This is a genomic window from Streptomyces sp. NPDC002088 (assembly GCF_040296605.1).
GTDB lineage: Bacteria > Actinomycetota > Actinomycetes > Streptomycetales > Streptomycetaceae > Streptomyces.
This window is the reverse complement of record NZ_JBEOXO010000017.1, coordinates 1-21,467: the sequence shown is the minus strand read 5'-3', so window position 1 is coordinate 21,467 and position 21,467 is coordinate 1. Positions and strand designations below refer to the sequence as shown.

Genomic DNA, 21,467 nt, shown 5'->3' with positions numbered 1-21,467 from the left:
TTACGCGCATTACACCCTTCGCTCACCATGCCGTGGGGCACGCGGCCACAAACTGCTTCCCTCCGGATCTCACGGCTTTTCCAAGATATGAAGGAAGAGGTGGATCAATGGTGGAGAACCTGGCGGGAGCCGCCCGGCACCGCGACCTCCTCCACTGTCGGCAACTCGATCGTGAACTCCGTACACCCCGGCTCGCTGCTCACATCGACGCGGCCCCCGTGCGCGGACGTGATCGCCGCGGCGATGGCCAGGCCGAGGCCTGAGCCGCCCGCCATGCCGGCGGCCCGGGCGCGGGAGACGTCGCCCCGGGTGAAGCGTTCGAAGACCGACGGGAGCAGGTCGGGCGGGATGCCGGGGCCGTCGTCACGGACGCGGATCGAGCAGGTGGCTCCGTGGGCCTCCACGGTGGCGACGACCCTCGTACCCTCGGGTGTGTGCATCCGCGCGTTGGCCAGGAGGTTGGCCACGACCTGGTGGAGGCGGGCCTCGTCGCCGACGACCAGGGGCGGCGTGTCGAGAGACAGTTCCAACTGCCAGTCGTGGCCGTCGCCCGCGGCTCGCGCGTCCCACACCGCCTCGGCGACGAGCGACGCGACGTCCACCTCGGCGGACTGCAGCGGCCGGCCCTCGTCGAGCCGGGCGAGCAGCAGCAGGTCCTCGACCAGGCCCGTCATCCGGGCCGACTCCGCGGAGACCCGGCGCCAGGCCAGCAGCGGCTCGATCCGGTCGGTGCCGCGGTTCATGAGTTCCGCGTATCCGGCGATGGAGGCGAGCGGGGTGCGCAGTTCGTGGCTGGCGTCGGCGAGGAAGCGGCGCATGCGTTCCTCACTGCGGCGTACCCGCTCCTCGCTGCGCTGGCGTTCGGCGAGCGAGGACTCCACGTGGTCGATCATGCGGTTGAGAGCGGCTCCGACCTGGCCGGCCTCGCTACCGGGGTCGGTGTCCCGCTCCGGCACCCGGGTGAGGGCGGTGACCTCGCCCCGGCACAGCGGGGCGCGGGAGACCTCGACGGCGGTGGCGGCGACCCGGCCGAGGGGGCGCAGCTGCCGTCGTATGACCACGGCGCAGACGCAGCCCGCGACGGTGAGGCCGGCCGCGGCGACGACCCCCTCCACCATCACCAGGCGGCTGATCATGTCCTGGACGTCGTCCATCGGCAGCCCGGCGAGGACGCGTACCCCGCCCGCCTCCAGTGCGGTGACCCGGTAGGTGCCGAGGCCGGGGATGCTGCGGGTGTGCGGCGAGCCGTCGGTCGCGATGCCCGTCAGCGCGGCGGTCTGGGCGTGGCTGAGGTTCTGCGGCGGGGCGTCCTCGCCGACGAACGCGGCGGCGAGGATCGTGCCGTCCTCGTCGAGGCGGGCGGCGAGCATCCCGGCGGGGTGCCCGCTCTCGTTGAGGAACGTCAGGTCCCGGTCGAGGTCCGGGTGGAGCGAGGCCCCGCCCAGGCCGCGTGCGGCGGCGCCTGCGACGCGGTCGTCCAGGTTGCCCAGCAGATAGGAGCGTTGGGCGAAGACGGTGGTGAGCGCCATCGCGGCGCACACGGCGACGAGGGTGGCGCTGATGAAGACGAGCAGGCGGGTACGGAGCGAGCGCCCGCGCGGCGGCCCGGCGGGCGTTCCACCGCGCCGGACACCCTGGAGAGTCGTACGGTTCATCTTCCGTCCTCCACCGGCCTGATGACGTAGCCCATGCCGCGCACGGTGCGGATCATCGGCGCCCGGCCCCGGTCGATCTTGCGGCGCAGGCTGGAGATGTAGACCTCGACGAGGTTCCCGCCGGTGTCGAAGGTGCTGTGCCAGACGTGGTCGAGGATCTGTGCCTTGCTCAGCACCTGGCGTGGATGGTCCATCAGCAGGTTGAGCAGGTCGAACTCCTTGGCGGTGAGCCGGATCCGGTCACCGGCGCGGTGCACCTCGCGGGTCTCGCCGGTCAGGACGAGGTCACCGAGGACGCGGACGGAGTCCTCGACGCGGGTCTCCTCGGCGCCGGCCCGGCGCAGCAGTCCGCGCAGCCGCAGCACGACCTCCTCCAGGGAGAAGGGCTTGGTCACGTAGTCGTCGGCGCCGGCCCCGAGCCCGTCGAGCCGGTGTTCCAGGGCGTCCCGGGCGGTGAGCATGAGCACGGGGAGCTGTGGGTTCTCGTACCGCAGCCGGCGCAGCACCTGGATGCCGTCCAGGTCGGGCAGCATCCCGTCGAGGACGACGGCGTGCGGGGCGCAGCCACGGGCCACCTTGAGCGCGCTTCGTCCGTCCGGCGCCGGATAGGGCCGCCAGCCCGCCTCGGTGACGGCGACGGACAGCAGCGCGGTGAGATCGGGCTCGTCGTCGACGATCAGCACACGGACGCGGCCGCTGCGGGACCCAGAGGTGCCAGTCATGTACCGATCCTGTCGCGGTCCGCTGGGGGAATCCTGTGTTCACCCTGAGGGTCGGCGATGACCTGGCAGGACGGACACGGCGAAGGGCCGCGTCCCCGGTGCCGGGGACGCGGCCCTTGCCGCTTGCCGTGGTGCCTGCTTGCGGATCAGGTTGCGCAGCACGTACTGCATGATGCCGCCGTTGCGGTAGTAGTCCGCCTCACCGGGGGTGTCGATGCGGACGACCGCGTCGAACTCGACGCCGGTGTCGGTGGCGACCTTGACCGTGCGCGGCGTGGTGCCGTTGTTCAGCTCCTCGACGCCGGTGAAGGAGAAGGTCTCCTCGCCGGTCAGACCGAGGGACTCGGCGTTCGCGCCCTCCGGGAACCACAGCGGCAGCACGCCCGTGCCGATGAGGTTCGAAACCTCGCCGCAGCCCGATCGACACATCCGCCTGTTGACTGGCCGGCGCGCACTCGAAGCGGTCAACTCAGGTGACCAAAGCGGGCATTGGCACAACTCGGCCACAAGAATCCCTTGTTCCCCTTAGTGCCCGCCACGCACGCTGAACCGGAAATCCGGCAGACCAGGCCGGGTGCGTTCAGGGGAGGAAGTCCCACACATGCGAAGACTCCACGCCCTCTGGGCCGTGGCAGGCACCGCCGGCCTGCTCGCCGGTGCCATCGCGCCGGCAGCGGCGGCCAGGCCCCTGTCCTCGGCCACGAAGCCAAGCACAGGGGCAGCCGCAACAGCTCGCAGTACGCAGATCGTCACCCTCATCACCGGGGACACCGTGTCCCTCACCGAGGGGGCCGACGGGAAGAGCGCCGTCGACGTGCAGCGCGGACAGGGACGCGAAGGCGTCGGCTTCGTGACCACCGAACAGAAGGGCGAGGTCAGTGTCGTCCCCGACGACGCGATGCCGCTCGTCCAGGCAGGCCGCCTCGACCCGACCCTCTTCAACATCACCCAGCTGGTGAAGCAGGGATACGGAGACAAGGGTGCCGACAAGACCACGTCGATCCCGTTGATCGCCACCTATCAGAAGGGCAAGGCGACCGCGGTTCCCGAGGGTGCGCGCAAGACGCTGGCACTGCCGGGGATCCACGGGGCCGCGCTCTCGGCGAAGAAGGCGGACGCGGAGGACTTCTGGACGGACATCGCACCGGCCTCCGCTAAGGACGCCAAGAGCGTGATGAACTCCAGGTTCGACGAAGGCATCGACAAGCTCTGGCTGGACGCCAAGGCCGAGGTCGCCCTCGACGTCAGCGTCCCCCAGATCGGCGCCCCCGAACTGTGGAAGGCCGGCTACGACGGCAAGGGCGTCAAGATCGCCGTCCTGGACACCGGCGCGGACACCGGTCATCCCGACCTCGCGGGCAAGATCACGGAGTCGAAGAGCTTCGTACCCGACCAGGAGGTGCAGGACGGGCACGGCCACGGCACACACGTCGCCTCCACGATCGTGGGATCGGGCGCCGCATCGGGCGGAAAATACAAGGGCGTGGCGCCGGGTGCCGATCTGATGGTCGGCAAGGTGCTGGACAACTCCGGCTCCGGGCAGGACTCCTGGATCATCGCGGGCATGGAATGGGCCGCGAACTCCGGCGCGGACGTCATTTCCATGTCGCTCGGCGGCACCGCGTACGCGGCCTCGGACCCCGTGAGTGAGACCGTCGACGCGCTCTCCGCGTCCACCGGCGCCCTCTTCGTGATCGCGGCGGGCAACTCGGGCCCGTACGAGCAGAGCATCGGAACCCCCGGCATCGCGGACTCCGCCCTCACCGTGGGCGCGGTCAGCAAGACCGACCAGCTCGCCTCCTTCTCCAGCCGCGGTCCACGTACCGGCGACTACGGCGTCAAGCCGGAGATCACCGCGCCGGGTGTCGACATCGTGGCGGCCCGCGCCGCCGGCACCGCCCTGGGCACGCCCGTCGACGACAACTACACATCGGCAAGTGGTACGTCGATGGCGACCCCGCATGTCGCCGGTGCGGCGGCGCTGGTCGCGCAGGCCCACCCGGACTGGACGAACGAGCAGCTCAAGGCCGCCCTCGCCAGCACCGCGAAGACAAACACCACCAACTCCGTCTTCCAGCAGGGCGACGGCCGCGTCGACGTCGTGCGCGCCGCCACGCAGGACGTCTTCGCGACGCCCACGCTGAACTTCGGACTGTACGTGTCCGGCGAGGACACGGAGGCCGACAGCAAGGACATCACGTACACCAACGCCACGGACGTGCCGGTCACGTTGAAGCTGACCAGCTCCCTGACCGACGACTCGCTGAGCCTGGGCGCCACCGAGGTGACGGTCCCGGCCGAGGGCACCGCCACCGTGCCGGTCACGGTCGACCCTCTCAAGGCCGAGGAAGCCCGGTACTCGGGCTACATCACCGCAACCGCCGAGGGCGTCACCGTCACCACGGGTGTCGGCTACGAGAAGCAGCCGAAGATGTACAACCTGAAGGTGAACGTCTTGGACCGCGACGGCGCCGCGCCGCCGTACGCTCTCTTCGCCATGCAGGACCTGAACTCCACCGACGCCAACGCGAGCGGCTACATGCCCGGTACGTGGACGTGGAAGGTCCCGGCCGGGACGTACTCCTTCGCCACCTGGATCCCCGAGATGGACGCCGGCGGGAGTTCGACCGGTACCTCGGTCGTCGGCGATCCGCAGATCGAGGTGACCGGCGACACGGAGCTGACGCTCGACGCCCGCAAGGCGGTCGAGATCAAGCCGGTGACCAAGGAACGCGACGCGAGCTACCAGGGCTACGTCACCTCGTGGCACCGGGAGGGCCCGGGCAGCAACTTCGGCGTGACGTACAGCGAGACCGTGCTGAGGGACCACGTCTACGTCGCTCCGACCGAGCAGGTCACCCAGGGAACCTTCGACTTCTACGCCAAGTTCCGCCTGTATGCGAAGGAACTGACGGCGAGCGTCACCAGCCCGGAAAGCTACTCGCTCAAACCCCTGTATACCAGCACCTACAGCGGCTACCCGGTGAAAATCACCGGTGACCGCACGGTCCGGGCCGTGGACGCGGGCAGCGGCACCGCAGCCGACTTCGCGGGCCTGGACGTCAAGGGCAAGGCGGTGGTGGTCGGCCTCGGCGCGACGGAAGGGGCGGACGAGGCGCTCGCCAACGCGACCGCAGCCGGCGCCGGCTATCTCATCGCGTACCGCAAGACGCCCGGCCGCTGGGCCGCCGCCGTGGACAGCGCGACGATCCCCGTGATCACCGTCCCCGGCGAGGAGGGTGAGAAGCTGACCTCGCTCCTGAAGAGTTCGGGGAAGGTCACGCTGAAGCTGGGCGGCACGGAGATCAGCCCGTACGTCTACAACCTGGTCTTCCCCCAGTCCGGGGCGATCTCGGCCGACCAGACGTACATGCTCGACAGCACCAACCTCACCAAGCAGAAGGTCCGCTACCACGCGGGCCAGGCCGGCCAGATCACCCAGGAGCGCCTGTACACCTACCGCCCCTGGCAGCGCTACGACATCGACGCCGGCCACGATCTGTACCTGGGCACGGAGCGCACCGAGTACTACAACACGGACCCCGACACCCGGGTCTGGCACAACGTGGCCGCGGCCTACGACTCCCTGCAGTCGCAGTGGTCCACCCTGCGCACCTACGACAAGGCGGGCACCGAGCCCACGGAGGACTGGTTCCGGCAGGTGGTCCGCCCGGCGACGAACGCCGCGTACGGTCTCTCACAGCGTACTGGCGACAAGCTCACCTTCCTCGTCCCGGAGCTGAGCGACTCCACGCCCGGCCACTACGGATCCGTCGACGGCATCCAGGCCACATCGAAGGGCACGCTGTACGCGGACGGCACGCCTGTCGGTAACCCGGTGTCGCCGTACGGCGGCCGGGGCACCTTCAACGTCACGGCGGCCGAGGCCTCGTACCGCTTCGTGCTCGACACCCAGCGCACGGCCGACTGGGCACCGTACTCCACGAGCACCCACACCGAGTGGTCCTTCGCCTCGGCCCACACCGACACGAAGACGGCGCTGCCGCTGCTCTCCGTGGACTACGCCGTGCAGGGTCTCGACCTCCTCAACCGCGCTGAAGGCCCGGATTCAGAGCTCGGTCTCTCCGTCAGGAACCAGGAGGGCGGCGTCGAGCCCCTCGGTCTGAAGGCCTGGGTCTCCTACGACGACGGCACCTCCTGGAAGGAGGCAAAGGTCCAGCGGGGCGCGGACGGCTACCTCACGAAGATCAAGAACGTGAAGGGCGCGGACTTCGTGTCGCTGCGGATACTGGCCACCGATGCCGCCGGAAACCAGGTCGACCAGACGGTGCTGCGGGCGTACGGCCTGAGGTAGTGGCGCCACCCACAACGGAACACCAGGATTAACAAAGATCGTCTAGCGTGCCGAGCCATGAAGAACATGGCGTACGAACCGGCACTCGAGCGGCCCCCCGCCGCGAGCCCCTGGGCCGCGGTGGGGGTCTCCGCGTTCGACGAGCTGTTGTACCAGGCCATCCTCAACCAGCCCGACGCCGGCGCGGCCGGCTGGGCGCTGCTGACCGGTGCCTCCCCGGCCCGGGTCCGCGCGGCCTGCAACCGGCTGCTCACGCTCGGGCTGCTGCAACCACCGGACTCCATGGGCGGGCTACGGGCGGTCGACCCCCGGGTGGCGATCCGCGGGCTGATCCGGCGGCGCGAGACGGAGTCCGAACTGTTGGCCGCCACCGCCGAGGAGATGGCGACCGCGTACGAGGCGGGGCTGCTGCGCGAGGAGCCGTCCCGGCTGGTCGAGGTGGCCTCCGGCGAGGGCGCCATCGCGGCACGACTGGAGGAGATGTACGCGCGCGCGGAGCGCGAGGTGTGCCTTTTCGACACACCGCCGTATCTCGCCCCGCCCGCTCCGCAGGTGGATCTCCAGGCCGATCTGCTCAGCCGCGGAATCGTCTCTCGGGGGATCTACGCGGCGACCGGCCTGGAGGATCCGAAGGTCCTGTCCCGCGCCCTGAGTATGGTCGAACTCGGCGAGCAGGCCCGGGTGTTGCCGACCGTGCCACTCAAGCTGCTGGTGGTCGACGGATGCCGGGCGCTGCTGCCGCTGACCGCCTCCGCGGCCGGCGGCTACTGTGCCGTCGTCGTGTGGCACTCGGCGGTCACCGAGGCCTTGCAGAAGCTCTTCGAGCTGGCCTGGCAGCACGCGACCCCGCTCGGCCAGCCGGTCTCCGACGGTGAACTCACCGAGGACGAGCGGACGTTGACCCGGCTGCTGGCCGCCGGGATGAAGGACGAGGCGATCGCCCGCCACCTGGGGGTGAGCCTGCGGACGCTGCGGCGTCGGGTGAGCGACCTGCAGGAGCGGCTGGGCGCCGCGAGCCGTTTCCAGCTGGGGGTGCGGACGGCGCAGCGCGGCTGGGTGTAGGCGCGCGGACGTGCCGTCGCATGCGAAGGGCCGCGCCCCTCCGAAGAGGAGCGCGGCCCGGCCGCCGTACCGGATCCCTACTTGCGGATCAGGTTACGCAGCACGTACTGCATGATGCCGCCGTTGCGGTAGTAGTCCGCCTCACCGGGGGTGTCGATGCGGACGACCGCGTCGAACTCGACACCGGTGTCGGTGGTGACCTTCACCGTGCGCGGCGTGGTGCCGTTGTTCAGCTCCTCGACGCCGGTGAAGGAGAAGGTCTCCTCGCCGGTGAGGCCGAGGGCCTCGGCGGAGGCGCCCTCCGGGAACTGCAGCGGGAGCACGCCCATGCCGATGAGGTTCGAGCGGTGGATGCGCTCGTACGACTCGGCGATGACGGCCTTGACGCCGAGCAGCGCGGTGCCCTTGGCGGCCCAGTCACGGGACGAGCCGGAGCCGTACTCCTTGCCGGCCAGGATGACCAGCGGGGTGCCCTGCTCGATGTAGTTGCGCGAGGCGTCGTAGATGAAGGAGACGGGGGCGCCTTCCTTCGTGAAGTCGCGGGTGTAGCCGCCCTCGGTGCCCGGCGCGATCTGGTTGCGCAGGCGGATGTTGGCGAACGTACCGCGGATCATGACCTCGTGGTTACCACGGCGCGAGCCGTAGGAGTTGAAGTCACGACGCTCGACACCGTGCTCGGTGAGGTACTTGCCGGCCGGGGTGTCGGCCTTGATGGCGCCGGCCGGGGAGATGTGGTCGGTGGTGACCGAGTCGCCCAGCTTGGCGAGCACACGGGCGCCCGTGATGTCCGAGACCGGGGTGGTCTCCATCGTCATGCCCTCGAAGTACGGGGGCTTGCGGACGTAGGTGGACTGCGGGTCCCACTCGAAGGTGTTGCCGGTCGGGATCGGCAGCGCCTGCCACTGGGCGTCGCCCGCGAAGACGTCCTTGTAGGACTTGTTGAACATGTCCTCGCCGATGGAGTTGGCGACGACGTCGTTGACCTCGGCCTCGGAGGGCCAGATGTCCGCGAGGTAGACCGGCTTGCCGTCCTGGTCGATGCCCAGGGCGTCCTTGGTGATGTCGACCTTCATCGAACCGGCGATGGCGTACGCGACGACCAGCGGCGGCGACGCGAGGTAGTTCATCTTGACGTCGGGGTTGATCCGGCCCTCGAAGTTACGGTTGCCGGAGAGTACCGAGGTCACGGCCAGGTCGTGCTCGTTGACCGCCTTGGAGACCTCTTCCGGCAGCGGGCCGGAGTTGCCGATGCAGGTGGTGCAGCCGTAGCCGACGAGGTTGAAGCCGACCTTGTCGAGGTACGGGGTCAGGCCCGCCTTGTCGAAGTAGTCGGTGACGACCTTGGAGCCCGGGGCGAGCGTGGTCTTGACCCACGGCTTGCGGGTCAGGCCCTTCTCGACCGCCTTCTTGGCCACGAGCGCCGCGGCGACCATGACGTACGGGTTCGAGGTGTTGGTGCAGGAGGTGATCGCGGCGACGGTGACGGCGCCGTGGTCGATCTCGTACGTCGAGCCGTCGGCGGCGGTGACCAGCGTCGGGCGGGTCGGGACACCGTTGTGCTCGGCCGGAGCGTCGGAGGCCGGGAAGGACTCCTTGCCGGCCTCCTCGTCCTCGGAGACGTAGTTGCGGACGTCCTGCGCGAACTGCTCCTTGGCGTTGGCCAGGATGATGCGGTCCTGCGGGCGCTTCGGGCCTGCGATGGAGGGAACGACCGTGGAGAGGTCGAGCTCCAGCTTCTCGGAGAAGTCCGGCTCGGCGGCCGGGTCGAGCCAGAGGCCCTGCTCCTTGGCGTACGCCTCGACGAGCGCGACCTGCTGCTCGGAGCGGCCGGTGAGCTTGAGGTAGTTCAGGGTCTCGTCGTCGATCGGGAAGATCGCGGCGGTGGAGCCGAACTCCGGCGACATGTTGCCGATGGTGGCGCGGTTGGCGAGGCTCGTGGCCGCGACACCCTCGCCGTAGAACTCGACGAACTTGCCGACGACACCGTGCTTGCGGAGCATCTCGGTGATGGTCAGCACGAGGTCGGTGGCGGTCGTGCCCGGGGTCAGCTCACCGGTGAGCTTGAAGCCGACGACGCGTGGGATGAGCATGGAGACCGGCTGGCCGAGCATCGCGGCCTCGGCCTCGATGCCGCCGACGCCCCAGCCCAGCACGCCGAGGCCGTTGACCATGGTGGTGTGCGAGTCGGTGCCGACGAGGGTGTCGGGGTAGGCCTGCCCGCCTCGCACCATGACGGTCCGCGCGAGGTGCTCGATGTTCACCTGGTGCACGATGCCGGTGCCCGGCGGGACGACCTTGAACTCGTCGAACGCGGTCTGGCCCCAGCGCAGGAACTGGTAGCGCTCCTTGTTGCGGCCGTACTCCAGCTCGACGTTCTGCGCGAAGGCGTCGTTGGTGCCGAACTTGTCGGCGATGACGGAGTGGTCGATGACCAGCTCGGCCGGGGCCAGCGGGTTGATCTTCGCCGGGTCGCCGCCGAGCTCCTTGACGGCCTCACGCATGGTGGCGAGGTCGACCACACAGGGCACGCCCGTGAAGTCCTGCATGATCACGCGGGCCGGCGTGAACTGGATCTCCTGCGACGGCTGGGCCTGGGAGTCCCAGGTGCCGAGCGCGCGGATGTGGTCGGCGGTGATGTTCGCGCCGTCCTCGGTGCGGAGCAGGTTCTCCAGCAGCACCTTCAGGCTGTACGGAAGGCGAGCCGAGCCTTCCACCTTGTCCAGCCGGAAGATCTCGTACGACTCGTCGCCCACCTGCAGCGTGCTGCGGGCGTCGAAGCTGTTCGCCGACACGACAGTCTCCTTCATTGATGTGCGCGTTCCCACCGCATCCTGCCGCCACGACGTCTTGGCCGATCCGCTAAGGTGTGGCTAAGTTAGGTAACCCTTACCAAGGTGGCGGCTGCGGTGCGCCTCGGCAGATATCTCGATGTCGAGATAACTCTAGTACATGGGGGCTGGATGGTCATGCCCGGCCCGGCTGCGCCGTGCCGATATTCAGTGGCATGGCCCACACGGCGGTGGTTGACTACCCCGCCGTGACCGGACTGAACGATCCCGCGTTCTTCGACCGTTACGCCCACGAATACGACGACAACGACTTCTACGACCCCGCCACGACGGTCGATTTCCTGGCCGACCTCACCCCGGCCCGCACGCGCGCCCTGGAGCTCGCGGTCGGCGCCGGCCGGGTGTAGCGGTACGCGGACCGGCAGCGGAGCCCGTTCACGGCGGACAGCCGCGCGCACGTGTCCGTCTACGCGAAGCCATGACCGGAGCCGGCGGACCCCTGGTACTGATCGGACCGGCCGGGTCGGGGAAGACCGCCCTCGGCCGGGAGGTCGCGGCCGCGGCGGGCATGCCGTTCGTCGACCTGGACGCCGTCGCCGACGCGTACTACGCGGAAGTGGGCTGGAGCCTCGCCCGACTGCGGGAACACATGGGCGTGGTGGGCCGGCTCACGGCCGAGGCCGCGTGGGAGCCGGCCCGGGCGCATGCGGTGGCGCGGGTCGTCGCCGACCATCCGGACGCCGTCGTCGCACTGGGCGCGGGCCACACGAGTTACACCGGCACCGAGCACCTCGCCGTGGTCCGCACCGCCCTGCACGACTGCCGTGAGGTGGTCCACGTCCTGCCCTCCCCCTACCGGGAGGCGTCACTCAGGATCCTGAGACAGCGGTGCGTGCGGGACAAGGGGCGGGACTGGATCGTCGACGGGCACGACTTCCTCGCGCAGTGGCTCGACGACCCGGCGGTGCGGCTCATGGCGACCCGGACGGTGCACACCAGGGACGAGACCCCGGCCGAGACGGCGAACCGGCTGCTGCGGCGCCTCGGCTGACTCCGGGACAGCCCGCCCACCAGTACGCCAAGTCGAGATAGGCACAAGTACGCCAAGTCGGGGTAGGCGCAAGCAGACGGACGTTTTCCGCGCCCCCGAACGGAGGCCCCGATGCCCCTCACCTTCCGCAAGAGTTTCCGGATCCTGCCCGGAGTGCGCCTGAACATCAACCGGCACTCGTGGTCGATCACGACCGGCGGGAAGAACGGCCCGCGCCACACCCACAGCAGTACCGGACGTCGTACGACATCAGTGGATTTGCCCGGACCTTTCGGGTGGCGTCGTACCCGTACCACCAGGCGGCATTGACGGCCTTTCACCCGAATGGACCCCCCAGAAGGCGCCATCTCATATCTGAGATAGCCTCAACCTCATGGCAGACGACTACCTCGTACGTATCGGCAAGCTCATCCGTGACGCCCGGCAACACCGGGGCTGGACACAGGCACAGCTCGCCGAGGCGCTCGGTACCAGCCAGAGCGCCGTCAATCGCATCGAGCGCGGCAACCAGAACATCAGCCTTGAGATGATCGCCCGAATCGGTGAAGCGCTGGACAGCGAAATCGTCTCTCTGGGCTACGCGGGCCCGATGCATCTGCGGGTGGTCGGCGGCCGTCGGCTTTCCGGTGCCATCGACGTCAAGACGAGCAAGAACGCGTGCGTGGCGCTGCTGTGCGCGACGCTGCTCAACAAGGGACGCACGGTGCTGCGCCGGGTCGCCCGCATCGAGGAGGTCTACCGCCTGCTCGAGGTGCTCGGCTCGATCGGCGTACGCACCCGGTGGATCAACGACGGCGTCGACCTGGAGATCGTGCCCCCGGCCGAGCTGGAGATGGCGTCGATCGACGCCGAGGCGGCCGTCCGCACGCGCTCGATCATCATGTTCTTCGGTCCGCTGCTGCACCGCATGGACGGCTTCAAGCTGCCGTACGCCGGCGGCTGCGACCTCGGCACGCGGACCATCGAGCCGCACATGATCGCGCTGCGCCGGTTCGGCCTGGACATCGCCGCGACCGAGGGGCAGTACCACGCCACGGTGGACCGCTCGGTCCGCCCGGCCAGGCCCATCGTCCTGACCGAGCGCGGCGACACGGTGACCGAGAACGCGCTGCTCGCGGCCGCCAGGCACGACGGCGTCACGGTCATCCGCAACGCCTCCTCCAACTACATGGTCCAGGACCTGTGCTTCTTCCTGGAAGCGCTGGGCGTCAAGGTCGAGGGCATCGGCACCACCACGCTCACCGTGCACGGCGTGCCGGACATCGATGTCGACGTCGACTACTCCCCCTCCGAGGACCCGGTCGAGGCGATGAGCCTGGTGGCCGCCGCCGTCGTCACCGAGTCGGAGCTGACGGTGCGCCGGGTGCCGATCGAGTTCCTGGAGATCGAGCTGGCGGTCCTGGAGGAGATGGGCCTCGACCACGACCGCACGCCCGAGTACTTCGCCGACAACGGCCGTACGCGGCTGGTGGACCTCACCGTCCGGCCCTCCAAGCTGGAGGCGCCGATCGACAAGATCCACCCGATGCCGTTCCCGGGCCTGAACATCGACAACGTCCCGTTCTTCGCGGCCATCGCGGCCTCCGCGCAGGGCAAGACCCTCATCCACGACTGGGTCTACGACAACCGCGCGATCTACCTGACGGACCTCAACCGCCTCGGCGGCCGCCTCCAACTGCTGGACCCCCACCGCGTCCTGGTCGAGGGCCCGACCCGCTGGCGCGCCGCCGAGATGATGTGCCCCCCGGCCCTGCGCCCCGCCGTGGTCGTACTCCTGGCGATGATGGCCGCCGAGGGCACGTCCGTCCTGCGGAACGTGTACGTCATCAACCGCGGGTACGAGGACCTGGCGGAGCGGCTGAACTCGATCGGGGCGCAGATCGAGATCTTCCGGGACATCTGAACGGCGGATGCCGCCGTACCCCGCCTGACCTGAAGCGGGTCAGGAAGGGATGCGGCGGCATCCGTGGGACTTCTCTGGGACTTTGCGCCCGATCCGGGGCTCCCACCGGCCTCTGCCCGGACCGGACGGCGTCCGCCGCGGGGCTACACGAAGATCGCGCCGATTGCGGCGCTGCCTCGTGCGCCCGCCCGAGGCAGGAAGCGGGAGTACTTCCGCAGCGTGAACCCGGGTCGGAATGCCCCGGCCAACGGGCCAGGGAGACGACCGAATCGCCGGCCTCCAGTTGCTCGCAGGCGTAGAAGTGGCGCAGGGCGTGGAAGCCGTGTTCCCGGGACGGTTCCCATACAGGGGCGCCGCCGGTGTCGTCCCGCACGAACCCGGTCGGCGTCCCGGTCCCAGGCGCGTTCCAGCAGCTCCTCGGCGGAGACGACGGCGCCACCGGCGGCGAGCAACACCTCGAGGACGGCCATCTCCTTCGGCGACAGGTCCAGTTTGCGTCCGCCGCGGAGCGCGGTACGACGGGCGGGGTCGAGTGCGATGTCGCCGCGGGTGAGAACGGGGGGCACGGCGGGCTGGCCGCGTCTGCCCAGGGCCTGGACGCGGGCGATGAGCTCGGCGAAGGAGAAAGGCTTGGCGAGGTAGTCGTCGGCGCCGAGGCCGAGGCCGTCGACACGGTCGGCGAGGGTGCTGGAGGCGGTGAGCATCAGGACGCGGGCCGGGCAGCCCTGCTGGACGAGGGCACGGCAGATCTCGTCGCCGTGCACGAGCGGCAGGTCACGGTCCAAGACGATGACGTCGTACACGCCACTCAAGGCCCTGGTGAGCCCCTGCGCGCCGTCGTACGCGAGCTCGACCTCCATGGCGTGCCGACGCAGCCCCCTCGCGACGCTCTCCGCGAGATCCCTGTGATCCTCCACGATCAGTACTCGCATGCCCCGACCCTGGCAGCTGGAAGGTCATGTCGGGGTAACAAGGGACGCAGGAGGCCCGTTACGGGCGGTTCGCCGGCCGGGACGCGACGCGGCCGGGGCCGACGCTCGTGGTTTCGGGGTCGGCCGGTGGCACGTCGTCGGGGCGACCGCGCGGCAAAGCGGGCCACCCTGCACAAGCCGAGCACCGAACTCGTCCTCGTCCGCACCATGGCCTGCTGAATCACCCACCAGCCGAGCCGCCAGGCCAACACGGCCCAACCTCAGTCGCGGGTCAGCCCCTTAGCGTAGACACCGAAGAAGCAAGGGCCCTCCGGAGCGGTGGGCGTACGGGGATGCTGTCCCCCCCTCGCACTGTGACACTTTGCGGGAATGTGTCACGCTCGCCGACGGCACACCCAGGCCACCGGCACGGGTTCAAGGCGACCCGAGTAATTGTCAAGAGTTGTGGACCATGTGACTCGTTATTAACGCTTGTCCGGCAGGCTCTGGCCATGTCGGCGAACTCCGCGCGGCCCTCATCATGGGCTACGGCTTCCCCGGCGACGCCGACGACTTCGAGGCCGAGCTCGCTCGCGAGATCAACCACGCCGACCCCGCCGACCTCTCCGATGTGGTCCGCCTCGTAGAAGAGTTCCGCGGCCGGATCGTCGCCCGCCAGGATCCCGAATTCGACACCGCTGTCACTGCGGCCGTCGCCGAGATCCGAGCGGCTCGAGGGATGCCCCAGTGACCGAGGAACAGTAGCCGGTCGTGGCCGAGATCACGCGTGAAGCCCGCGACCGCTGTCTGGCCAAGTGAGCCGCATGCCCCACCGCGACGCACCGCTGTCCGTTGAGCCAGGTCCACTGAACCAGGTCCACGTCGGTGTCCGAGCGCGGCGCCAGGCCGGGAGGCGCGGCAGGCCGTCGCCGGGCCGACCCGCCTCCCGTACGGCGCGGCCCACGGCGACGGAGTCGTCCCGGCGAGTGCCGGAGGGAACATCAGCCCTTCTTCAGCGTGATGTCCCGCTCCTTGTCCGCGTGGACGACGGGCAGGATCAGGATGCCGTCGGGGCGGAGTTCCATCACCACGGCCTCGACCCGGGCCGCGCCGGGCGTCAGGGTGTCCGGGGAGGTGCGGCCGGTGTTCTCCCAGCGGTGCTTGACGCCGTCGCACACCGCGCGGGTGCCGCCGATGCCGTGGCGGATGTCCGAGGAGTCCTGGCCCACGGAGGAGCTGACGAAGACGGGGCCCGTGTTGCCGGAACAGCGGTAGGTGCCGGAGAGGGTGACGGTGCCGTCGGCATCGACACGGCCCGTCGGGTCGACCGTCACGGACTCGGAGGGGTCGGCGGTGGCGGGCGCGGCGGGGGCGGCCAGCAGGAACAGCGCGGCCGCGGCGGTGGCGGCGCCGGCGAGGGCTGGGCGGAACGACATGGGAAGACCTCCTGTTGTGTGGGGGATCTCCACTGGTACCCGGCAACCGTCCCCGCGGCCGTGATCGTCACTCCTTCGGTGGCGAGTCCGCATCGACCGTCGGGGAACGGTCGCCGGGTTGTCCGGGTGTTGTCACGCTTCGCGGTAGGCCGTTCCGGTGACCTCCCGACGGGAGCATGGTCTCTTCATACGGGTCACACGGGACCGGCCGTACGGGTGGTCCCCCCGACGTGGAGGTGCGCCATGTGTGTCCACCGGTCTTCGTGCCCTTCGGCCGACGCCCCCGCCGCGCACGTCGTCGCCGCGCACGTCGTCGCCGCCCACCCCGAGCAGGGCTGGAGCCTGATGTGCGACGGCACGATCGCCTTCGACGACACCGGTGAGTTGCTGCCCGACGGCCGCGTCGTCGCACCGCACCGGGCGCCCGCCGAACGGCTGACGATCGCCGCCTGAGTACGCTCCCCGCGAAGTACGGTCCTCCCATCGAGGATCCACGAACCCGTCGGTCACGGGCCCAGGACCGCGAACCCGTCGAGTTCGACCAGCGCCTGCTCGTCCCACAGGCGCACGATGCCGACCACCGCCATCGCCGGGTAGTCGCGTCCCGCCAACCGCCGCCAGATACGGCCGAGTTCGGGAGCACGGGCGCGGTAGTCGGCGACGTCCGTGGCGTACACGGTGACCCGGGCCAGGTCGGCGGTCGTGCCACCGGCCGCGGTCAGCGCGGTCAGCAGGTTCGTGAGCGCCCGCTCGAACTGCTCCGGCAGCGTCGCGCCGACGACCTTGCCGTCGGAGTCCAGCGCGGTCTGGCCGGCCAGGAACACGAGGCGCGACCCGGTGGCGACGACCGCGTGGGAGAAGCCGGTCGGCGGGGACAGCTCGGGCGGGTTGACGCGCTCGGCGGTCACGACACCTCCAGGGTGGCGTACAACTCCCTGGCGATGATGCCCCGTTGGACCTCGCTCGCACCCTCGTAGACACGCGGTGCGCGCACCTCACGGTAGAGGTGCTCCAGCAGGTGGCCACGCTCCAGCGCCCGCGCGCCGTGCAATTGGACGGCCGTGTCGACGACGTACTGCGCGGTCTCGGTGGCGAGCAGCTTCGCCATGGCGGCGCGCTGGGGGATGTCCGGGGCGCCTTCGTCGTACGCCGTCGCCGCCGCGTACACCATCAGGCGGGCCGCCTCCGTGCGCAGGGCCATCTCGGCGACCTGGTGGGCGACGGCCTGAAGGTCCTTCAACTTGCCGCCGAACGCGTCGCGTCGGGCCGTGTGCGCCAGGGTCGCGTCCAGGGCCGCCCGGGCCATGCCGACCGCGAAGGCGCCGACGCTGGGCCGGAAGAGGTTGAGGGTGCCCATGGCGACCCGGAAGCCCTGGTCGGTGCCGCCGAGCACGTCGTCGGCGGTGACGGGTACGGCGTCGAAGTCGAGGGCGCCGATGGGGTGCGGGGAGAGCATGTCGAGGCCCCTGCCGGTGAGCCCGGGGCGGTCGGCGGGGACGAGGAACGCGGTCACTCCCCGGGCGCCCGCGCCGGGGGTGGTGCGCGCGAAGACGGTGTAGAAGTCGGCCTCGGGGGCGTTGGAGATCCAGCACTTCTCGCCGGTGAGGCGCCAGCGCGCACCGGACGCGCCGTCGGCCTCGGCGGCGAGGGAAGCGTGCCGCGCGGGCCCGGAAGGCGCCTCGGCAGCGAGGGATGCGTCCCGCGCGGGGCCGGAAGGCGCCTCAGCGGCGAGGGAAACCTGCCGCGCCGGGTCGGAGGACGCCTCGCCCGTGCGCGACCCGTCCGGTTCCGCCCGCAGCGCCAGCGCCGCCGCGTCCGACCCGGCCCCCGGCTCGCTCAGCGCGAACGCGGCGACCGCGCTGCCGTCGGCCACCCGGGGCAGCCAGCGTTCCCGCTGGGCCGGGGTGCCGTGGGCGTGGACCGGATGGGCGCCCAGGCCCTGGAGGGCAAGGGCCGTCTCGGCCTCGGTGCAGGCGTACGCCAGGGACTCCCGCAGCAGACACAGGTCGAGCGCGCCGGAGGTGAAGAGGCAGGACAGCAGGCCCAGCCGGCCCAGCTCCGCGACCAGGGGCCGGTTGACGCGGCCCGGCTCACCCTTGTCGGCGATCGGGCGCAGCCGTTCGGCGGCCAGGGTGCGCAGCTCGGCACACCAGGCGGTTTGTTCCGTTTCGAGCGAGAATGCGGGCATTGGCGACCTCCCTGCGGAGTCGTCCGCCACGACCCCACCCCGACGGTATCGCGCACCATTGACTGCCGTCATCAACACGATACGCTCGTGGTGCGAGCCCACCACGACGGCCACGTACGACAGCCACGTACGACGGCCACGTAGGACAGCCACGACGGCAAGGGGGCGAACCGCCAATGGACGGCCCGATCCGCTCCGCCCACGTCGACACCTTCGCGCGTGACCACCTCCCGCCGCCCGACCAGTGGCCCGAGCTCCGCTTCGACCTGCCGGAGCTGCGCTACCCCGAACGACTGAACTGCGCCGCCGAGCTTCTGGACCACGCCGTCCCCGGCCGTCCGGTGTTCCACACCCCCGCCGCGCGGACCTGGACCTACGGCGATCTGCGCGCCCGCGTGGACCGCCTCGCCCACCTCCTGACCGGGGACCTCGGGGTCGTCCCGGGCAACCGCGTCCTGCTGCGCGGCCCCACCACTCCGTGGCTGGCCGCCTGCTGGCTGGCGGTGCTGAAGGCGGGTGCGGTCGCCGTCACCGTGCTGGCCCAGCAGCGCCCGCACGAGCTGCGCACGATGTGTGAGATCGCGCGGGTCCGGCACGCGCTGTGCGACGTCCGGGCCGTCGACGACCTGGCCAAGGCGGAGGTGGCCGGCCTGCGGATCACGACGTACGGCGGTGACGCCCCCGACGACCTCCTGAACCGTCCGGCGCCCGGCACCCCGTACCCGGCCGTGGACACCGCGGCCGACGATGTCGCGCTGATCGCCTTCACCTCCGGGACGACCGGCCGCCCGAAGGGGTGCATGCACTTCCACCGGGATGTCCTGGCGATAGCGGACACCTTCTCGAAGCAGGTCCTCAAGCCGCACGCGGACGACGTCTTCGTCGGCAGTCCCCCGCTCGGCTTCACCTTCGGGCTCGGCGGGCTGGTCGTCTTCCCGATGCGGGCCGGCGCCAGTGCCCTGCTGCTCGAACAGGCCACCCCCCGGCAGCTGCTGCCCGCGATCGCCGAGCACCGTGTGTCCGTGCTGTTCACCGCGCCGACCGCGTACCGCGCGATGCTCGCCGAGCTGGACGGGCACGACCTGTCGTCCCTGCGCCGCTGTGTCTCCGCGGGCGAGAACCTGCCCGCGGCCACCTGGCGGGCCTGGCACGAGCGGACCGGGCTGCGGGTCATCAACGGCATCGGCGCGACCGAACTGCTGCACATCTTCATCTCCGCGGCGGACGAGCACATCAGGCCCGGTACGACCGGGGTACCCGTGCCGGGATGGCACGCGCGTGTGCAGGACGAGAACGGCGAGCCCGTGCCGGACGGGCACCCCGGGCTGCTGGCGGTGCGTGGTCCGGTCGGCTGCCGGTACCTCGCCGATCCACGGCAGCGGGAGTACGTACGGGACGGCTGGAACGTCACCGGCGACACCTACGTCCGCGACCCCGACGGCTACTTCCGCTACGTCGCCCGCGCCGACGACATGATCATCTCGGCCGGGTACAACATCGCGGGCCCGGAGGTCGAGGACGCGCTGCTGCGCCACCCGGACGTCGTCGAGGCGGCGGTGGTCGGGCGGCCCGACGAGGCACGGGGGCAGATCGTGGTGGCGTACGCCGTCCTGCGGGAGGGCGCGCGAGTGGACGCGGAGGCGCTGCGCGCCTTCGTCAAGGAGGAGCTGGCGCCGTACAAGTGCCCGCGCGAGTTCGTCTTCCTGGACGCGCTGCCGCGCACGGCGACCGGCAAACTGCAGCGGTTCAGGCTGCGCACCGAGCGTGACCAGCGGTGATGCACCCACCGGTGGTGACCCTCAGCGAGAGTGACGACCTAAGATGATCAACGTGTCCGAGCAACACGCCCCCCGGTCCCTCATCGTCACGCTCTACGGCGCGTACGGCCGCTTCATGCCCGGCCCGGTGCCCGTCGCCGAGCTGATCAGACTGCTGGCCGCGGTCGGCGTGGACGCGCCCTCCGTGCGCTCGTCGGTGTCCCGGCTGAAACGGCGCGGTCTGCTGCTGCCGGCGCGCACGGAGCAGGGCGCTGCCGGGTACGAGCTGTCGCCGGAGGCGCGCCAGCTGCTGGACGACGGCGACCGCCGGATCTATGCCACGGCGCCGCCGGAGGACGAGGGCTGGGTGCTGGCGGTGTTCTCCGTCCCGGAGTCGGAGCGGCAGAAACGGCACGTCCTGCGCTCCCGCCTGGCCGGTCTCGGCTTCGGCACCGCCGCACCCGGCGTGTGGATCGCCCCGGCCCGCCTGTACGAGGAGGCCCGGCACACGCTTCAGCGGCTGCGCCTCGAGCCGTACGTCGACTTCTTCCGCGGCGAGCACCTCGGCTTCGCGCCGACCGTCGAGACGGTCTCCCGCTGGTGGGACCTGGCAGCGATCGCCAAGGAGCACGAGGAGTACCTCGACCGGCACGCGCGCGTGCTGCACGACTGGGAGCGGCAGGCGGACACCCCGCCCGAGGAGGCCTACCGCGACTATCTCCTCGCCCTGGACTCCTGGCGCCACCTGCCCTACACCGACCCCGGACTGCCCATCGCGCTGCTCCCCGCGAACTGGCCGGGAGAGCGCTCGGCGGCGGTGTTCCAGGGGCTGCACGCGCGGCTCAGGGACGCCGGAGCGGTCTTCGCCGGTGTGAACATCCCATGACAAGCCCCTGTGCTCCCTTGCACACCATGAGTCACTCAGGTAAACCTCAGGTTCTTTAACCGCTCCTCTCAGACTTCTTACCTACTGTTCCCCGGGTTGTACGCCGGGTAGGAAAGAGGACGGTTGCGCATGACCACCACGCCAAAGGCTCAAGGGGCCACAGTCTGGCTGACCGGGCTGCCGAGCGCGGGTAAGACGACCATCGCCCGGCTGCTCGGCGACCGGCTGAAGGCCGAGGGACACCGCGTGGAGGTCCTCGACGGCGACGAGATCCGCCGTTTCCTCTCGGCCGGCCTCGGCTTCTCGCGCGAGGACCGCAACACCAACGTGCAGCGCATCGGACTCGTCTCCGAGGTGCTCGCGCGCAACGGCGTCCTGTCCGTCGTCCCCGTCATCGCGCCCTACGCCGACAGCCGCGAGGCGGTCCGCAAGCGGCACGACACGAGCGCGACGCCGTACATCGAGGTGCATGTCGCCACCCCGGTCGAGGTGTGCACCGAGCGGGACGTGAAGGGGCTCTACGCCAAGCAGGCATCGGGCGAGCTGACCGGTCTGACCGGCGTCGACGACCCGTACGAACCTCCGTCCGACCCGGCGCTCGTGCTGCGCACGCAGGAGCAGAGCCCGCAGGAGTCGGCGGACGCGGTGTACGCGCTGCTGGCGGAGCGGGGGCTGGTATGAGCGACTTCACGCTGTCCCACCTGGACGCGCTCGAGTCCGAGGCGGTGCACATCTTCCGCGAGGTGGCGGGCGAGTTCGAGCGGCCGGTGATCCTGTTCTCCGGCGGCAAGG

General features: G+C 70.4%; 17 protein-coding genes and 3 pseudogenes. 12 read left to right on the top strand and 8 right to left on the bottom strand.

Annotated features, from left to right (window positions below; genetic code table 11):
• Positions 1-104 precede the first annotated feature (104 nt).
• From ABT114_RS30725 to ABT114_RS30715, 3 genes and pseudogenes are all read right to left on the bottom strand, one after another.
• Positions 105-1,655: a sensor histidine kinase gene (locus ABT114_RS30725; RefSeq protein WP_351146147.1), complete on the bottom strand. Its 1,551-nt coding sequence runs from the start codon at positions 1,653-1,655 to the stop codon at positions 105-107.
• Positions 1,652-2,377 carry a response regulator transcription factor gene (locus ABT114_RS30720; RefSeq protein WP_351146146.1) on the bottom strand — a complete coding sequence of 242 codons (726 nt, stop codon included), beginning with the start codon at positions 2,375-2,377 and terminating at the stop codon, positions 1,652-1,654. The genes ABT114_RS30725 and ABT114_RS30720 overlap by 4 nt, the downstream gene beginning before the upstream one ends.
• Positions 2,378-2,515: 138 nt before the next feature.
• Positions 2,516-2,779: pseudogene (locus ABT114_RS30715) on the bottom strand (hypothetical protein); the annotation flags it as partial.
• A gap of 199 nt (positions 2,780-2,978) precedes the next feature.
• Between ABT114_RS30715 and ABT114_RS30710 the strand changes: the two are divergent.
• Positions 2,979-6,692, top strand: a complete 3,714-nt coding sequence (locus ABT114_RS30710; protein WP_351146144.1) for a S8 family serine peptidase — start codon at positions 2,979-2,981, stop codon at positions 6,690-6,692.
• 57 nt (positions 6,693-6,749) lie between these two features.
• Positions 6,750-7,754, top strand: coding sequence for a response regulator transcription factor (locus ABT114_RS30705; RefSeq protein ID WP_351146143.1), 1,005 nt, complete (start codon positions 6,750-6,752; stop codon positions 7,752-7,754).
• Between the two features lie 77 nt (positions 7,755-7,831).
• Here ABT114_RS30705 and acnA read toward each other — a convergent pair whose 3' ends face one another.
• On the bottom strand, positions 7,832-10,546 hold the full coding sequence (gene acnA, locus ABT114_RS30700; RefSeq protein WP_351146142.1) for an aconitate hydratase AcnA: 2,715 nt from the start codon (positions 10,544-10,546) through the stop codon (positions 7,832-7,834).
• Between the two features lie 212 nt (positions 10,547-10,758).
• Here acnA and ABT114_RS30695 point away from each other — a divergent pair, with 212 nt between their 5' ends.
• The 4 genes from ABT114_RS30695 (at position 10,759) to ABT114_RS30680 (ending at position 13,497) form a co-directional block, all read left to right on the top strand.
• A complete protein-coding gene (locus ABT114_RS30695) occupies positions 10,759-10,950 on the top strand; it encodes a hypothetical protein (protein ID WP_351146141.1) in 192 nt (63 codons plus the stop codon).
• Positions 10,951-11,021: 71 nt separating this feature from the next.
• Positions 11,022-11,594 carry a shikimate kinase gene (locus ABT114_RS30690; protein WP_351146140.1) on the top strand — a complete coding sequence of 191 codons (573 nt, stop codon included), beginning with the start codon at positions 11,022-11,024 and terminating at the stop codon, positions 11,592-11,594.
• A gap of 111 nt (positions 11,595-11,705) precedes the next feature.
• On the top strand, positions 11,706-11,903 hold the full coding sequence (locus ABT114_RS30685) for a DUF4236 domain-containing protein (protein ID WP_351146139.1): 198 nt from the start codon (positions 11,706-11,708) through the stop codon (positions 11,901-11,903).
• Positions 11,904-11,967: 64 nt separating this feature from the next.
• A complete protein-coding gene (locus ABT114_RS30680) occupies positions 11,968-13,497 on the top strand; it encodes a helix-turn-helix domain-containing protein (protein ID WP_351146138.1) in 1,530 nt (509 codons plus the stop codon).
• Positions 13,498-13,820: 323 nt separating this feature from the next.
• Here the strand turns inward: ABT114_RS30680 and ABT114_RS30675 are convergent.
• Positions 13,821-14,429 (bottom strand): annotated as a pseudogene (locus ABT114_RS30675) (response regulator transcription factor); the annotation flags it as partial.
• 520 nt (positions 14,430-14,949) lie between these two features.
• Here ABT114_RS30675 and ABT114_RS30670 point away from each other — a divergent pair.
• Entirely contained in the window at positions 14,950-15,159 is a 210-nt protein-coding gene (locus ABT114_RS30670; RefSeq protein ID WP_351146137.1) for a hypothetical protein, read from the top strand.
• Positions 15,160-15,409: 250 nt separating this feature from the next.
• Here ABT114_RS30670 and ABT114_RS30665 read toward each other — a convergent pair whose 3' ends face one another.
• Positions 15,410-15,844, bottom strand: a complete 435-nt coding sequence (locus tag ABT114_RS30665) for a DUF6299 family protein (RefSeq protein ID WP_351146136.1) — start codon at positions 15,842-15,844, stop codon at positions 15,410-15,412.
• A gap of 243 nt (positions 15,845-16,087) precedes the next feature.
• On the opposite strand from ABT114_RS30665, the gene ABT114_RS30660 reads away from it, so the two are divergent.
• A complete protein-coding gene (locus ABT114_RS30660; protein ID WP_351146135.1) occupies positions 16,088-16,297 on the top strand; it encodes a DUF5999 family protein in 210 nt (69 codons plus the stop codon).
• Positions 16,298-16,350: 53 nt separating this feature from the next.
• Here ABT114_RS30660 and ABT114_RS30655 read toward each other — a convergent pair whose 3' ends face one another.
• A complete protein-coding gene (locus ABT114_RS30655) occupies positions 16,351-16,752 on the bottom strand; it encodes a RidA family protein (RefSeq protein ID WP_351146134.1) in 402 nt (133 codons plus the stop codon).
• Complete coding sequence (locus tag ABT114_RS30650) at positions 16,749-18,032, bottom strand: acyl-CoA dehydrogenase family protein (protein ID WP_351146133.1); 1,284 nt, start codon at positions 18,030-18,032, stop codon at positions 16,749-16,751. The genes ABT114_RS30655 and ABT114_RS30650 overlap by 4 nt, the downstream gene beginning before the upstream one ends.
• Positions 18,033-18,094: 62 nt before the next feature.
• On the opposite strand from ABT114_RS30650, the gene ABT114_RS30645 reads away from it, so the two are divergent.
• The 4 genes and pseudogenes from ABT114_RS30645 to ABT114_RS30630 all read left to right on the top strand — a co-directional run.
• Positions 18,095-19,810 carry an AMP-binding protein gene (locus ABT114_RS30645; RefSeq protein ID WP_351146299.1) on the top strand — a complete coding sequence of 572 codons (1,716 nt, stop codon included), beginning with the start codon at positions 18,095-18,097 and terminating at the stop codon, positions 19,808-19,810.
• Between the two features lie 43 nt (positions 19,811-19,853).
• Positions 19,854-20,675, top strand: a complete 822-nt coding sequence (locus ABT114_RS30640; protein WP_351146132.1) for a PaaX family transcriptional regulator — start codon at positions 19,854-19,856, stop codon at positions 20,673-20,675.
• A 129-nt stretch (positions 20,676-20,804) separates the two neighbouring features.
• Positions 20,805-21,356, top strand: coding sequence for an adenylyl-sulfate kinase (gene cysC, locus ABT114_RS30635; protein ID WP_351146131.1), 552 nt, complete (start codon positions 20,805-20,807; stop codon positions 21,354-21,356).
• A pseudogene (locus tag ABT114_RS30630) lies at positions 21,353-21,467 on the top strand (sulfate adenylyltransferase subunit CysD); the annotation flags it as partial. The gene cysC and the pseudogene ABT114_RS30630, both read left to right, overlap by 4 nt.

Bases quoted from the DNA above. Each gene is read 5' to 3' on its own strand.
- ABT114_RS30705 (WP_351146143.1), top strand. From the start codon at position 6,750: ATGAAGAACATGGCGTACGAACCGGCACTCGAGCGGCCCCCCGCCGCG.
- ABT114_RS30640 (WP_351146132.1), top strand. From the start codon at position 19,854: ATGATCAACGTGTCCGAGCAACACGCCCCCCGGTCCCTCATCGTCACG.
- ABT114_RS30660 (WP_351146135.1), top strand. From the start codon at position 16,088: ATGTGTGTCCACCGGTCTTCGTGCCCTTCGGCCGACGCCCCCGCCGCG.
- cysC (WP_351146131.1), top strand. From the start codon at position 20,805: ATGACCACCACGCCAAAGGCTCAAGGGGCCACAGTCTGGCTGACCGGG.
- ABT114_RS30690 (WP_351146140.1), top strand. From the start codon at position 11,022: ATGACCGGAGCCGGCGGACCCCTGGTACTGATCGGACCGGCCGGGTCG.
- ABT114_RS30665 (WP_351146136.1), bottom strand. From the start codon at position 15,844: ATGTCGTTCCGCCCAGCCCTCGCCGGCGCCGCCACCGCCGCGGCCGCG.
- ABT114_RS30670 (WP_351146137.1), top strand. From the start codon at position 14,950: ATGGGCTACGGCTTCCCCGGCGACGCCGACGACTTCGAGGCCGAGCTC.
- ABT114_RS30680 (WP_351146138.1), top strand. From the start codon at position 11,968: ATGGCAGACGACTACCTCGTACGTATCGGCAAGCTCATCCGTGACGCC.
- ABT114_RS30710 (WP_351146144.1), top strand. From the start codon at position 2,979: ATGCGAAGACTCCACGCCCTCTGGGCCGTGGCAGGCACCGCCGGCCTG.
- ABT114_RS30650 (WP_351146133.1), bottom strand. From the start codon at position 18,032: ATGCCCGCATTCTCGCTCGAAACGGAACAAACCGCCTGGTGTGCCGAG.
- ABT114_RS30720 (WP_351146146.1), bottom strand. From the start codon at position 2,377: ATGACTGGCACCTCTGGGTCCCGCAGCGGCCGCGTCCGTGTGCTGATC.
- ABT114_RS30725 (WP_351146147.1), bottom strand. From the start codon at position 1,655: ATGAACCGTACGACTCTCCAGGGTGTCCGGCGCGGTGGAACGCCCGCC.
- ABT114_RS30695 (WP_351146141.1), top strand. From the start codon at position 10,759: ATGGCCCACACGGCGGTGGTTGACTACCCCGCCGTGACCGGACTGAAC.
- ABT114_RS30685 (WP_351146139.1), top strand. From the start codon at position 11,706: ATGCCCCTCACCTTCCGCAAGAGTTTCCGGATCCTGCCCGGAGTGCGC.